Consider the following 1,905-nt stretch of genomic DNA (forward strand, 5'->3'; position numbering starts at 1 on the left):
TTGCTCCGCTCGTCGGATTTGACGAGAGTGGCTTTCGCCTGGGTTATGGCGGGGGCTATTACGATCGCACGCTCGCTGTCCTTCAATCGAAGCCATTCGTAATCGGCGTCGGCTTCGAACAGCAAAAAATGGAGAGCATCAGACCACAATGGCACGATATCGCGATGGATGCGATCGTGACCGAAGGACGGACCCTTTCATGCGGTCCTGGTATCATGGGCTGAATGGTGCAAGTTCTGCGAACTGCAGATAGAAGCCGAGCGACAGGATGGCAACGGCGAGGGCAACGGTGCGCGAGGCGAACCGTGCCGCCAGCCATGAGAGCGCTATGCCGGCAACGACTGCCATGGCACCCAGCGACGGCCCTTGATGACTGAATGCCAGTCCCAAGGCGGTCAACCCAGCCGTCATCGCGAGCGTCGCCCGCACCGCATCGCCACGCGATTGCTGGCGACCGCCATTGCGCACGAAACTCAACTCCGTCAGGCTGAAGGCCATTGAAACGCTCAGCAGCAGCGACAGCAGCAACCCATTCCACATCATCCGACGATCCCTTGGTTGGATGTTTCAGATGATGTGAAGCAAGAGTTGGGCCATCTGCACGGAGCCGTGTTTTCCGCGCTGGCGCACCCGATCTGCGGGAAAAACCAGCGAACATGGTCCGGATTGCCCGTTCCTTGTGCAATATCACGTGGCGGTGAAGGCCTGGGCAAGGTCGATTTTCAGGTCGCGTTCGCTTTCGAGACCGACGGACATGCGAAGCAGTCCGTCGCCGATGCCCGCGGCAAGACGCGCCTCGGCGCCCATCGACGCGTGGGTCATCGTGGCCGGGTGCGCAATAAGGCTCTCTACCCCACCGAGCGACTCCGCCAGTGTGATGAGCCTGATGTTCGATACAAAGCGCCGTACTGCCTCGAGGCCACCATGAAGATCGAAGCTCAGCATGGCGCCGAACCCCAATTGTTGCCTGCAGGCCAACCCATACGCCGAATGGGAGGCGAGACCCGGATAGTGAACGGCACTGACCTGTGGCTGTGCTTCCAGAAACTCTGCAAGCGCCATCGCGGTGATCTGCTGTCGTTCGATGCGCGCGAACAGGCTTCGAATGCCACGCAGCGTGAGATAGCTATCGAAGGGAGACCCGGTTACGCCTGTGAGGTTCGCCCAGTCGCGGAGCGGCTCGACGTCGGCCGCGTTGGCAGCAACGACGACGCCACCGACAACATCGGAGTGGCCGTTCAAATACTTGGTGGTGGAGTGGACGACGAAGTCGGCACCATGCGCGATCGGCCGCTGCAGCGCCGGCGACAGAAACGTGTTGTCAACCGCAACCTTGGCGCCTGCAGAATGGGCGATTTCGGCAATGGCGCCGATGTCGGTGACCCGCATCAAAGGATTGCTCGGTGTTTCGATCAGTACCAGTGTGACCGTTGGCGAGCAGGCTCTTGCCACGGAAGCATGATCGGACTGGTCGACGAACTGTACATCGAAATGACCTTTGGCCTGCCTGGAGGCAAGGAGACGGTAGACGCCTCCATAACAATCATGGGGAGCGACGACCTTTTGTCCCGGGTTCAACTGGTCGAGAAGCAGGTTGATCGCCGCCATTCCCGACGAGGTCACGACCGCGCCGGCGCCGCCCTCAAGCAAGGCGAGTGTTTCCGAAAGCAGGCTCCGGGTCGGATTGGCTGTGCGGGAATACTCGAAGGCTCCCGGGGCCTCCAAGGCCGGGAATGCGTAGTTGCTAGACAGGTAGATGGGAGGTGTGACGGCGCCGAACGCGCTGTCGGTTGCAATGCCATTGACCGCTGCGATCGTGCGTGCGTCCCTCGGGCCGATTTCCATCTGTGTCTCCAATGAAAGAATGCAAGGGGCAAAACGCCTTGAACTGGCGGCTTTTCCTTG

Annotated in this window: 3 protein-coding genes; 1 reads left to right on the forward strand and 2 read right to left on the reverse strand. The window is 60.4% G+C overall.

The features are described 5' to 3' along the window. Nucleotides 1-224 (forward strand): 5-formyltetrahydrofolate cyclo-ligase (locus tag I8N66_RS34925; RefSeq protein WP_291164388.1); only part of this gene is annotated, 224 nt, incomplete at its 5' end. On the opposite strand, the gene I8N66_RS34930 is transcribed toward I8N66_RS34925, so the two are convergent. Beyond that, nucleotides 214-543, reverse strand: coding sequence for a hypothetical protein (locus I8N66_RS34930; RefSeq protein WP_291164391.1), 330 nt, complete (start codon nucleotides 541-543; stop codon nucleotides 214-216). The genes I8N66_RS34925 and I8N66_RS34930 overlap by 11 nt on opposite strands. Before the next feature lie 144 nt (nucleotides 544-687). Continuing rightward, entirely contained in the window at nucleotides 688-1,845 is a 1,158-nt protein-coding gene (gene metB / locus I8N66_RS34935) for a cystathionine gamma-synthase (RefSeq protein WP_291164394.1), read from the reverse strand. Between the last annotated feature and the right edge of the window lie 60 nt (nucleotides 1,846-1,905).

Source organism: Ensifer sp. SSB1 (assembly GCF_016652895.1).
Classification (GTDB): domain Bacteria; phylum Pseudomonadota; class Alphaproteobacteria; order Rhizobiales; family Rhizobiaceae; genus Ensifer.

Coding starts and splice junctions, on each gene's coding strand:
- metB (WP_291164394.1), bottom strand. CDS start 1,845: ATGGAAATCGGCCCGAGGGACGCACGCACGATCGCAGCGGTCAATGGC.
- I8N66_RS34930 (WP_291164391.1), bottom strand. CDS start 543: ATGATGTGGAATGGGTTGCTGCTGTCGCTGCTGCTGAGCGTTTCAATG.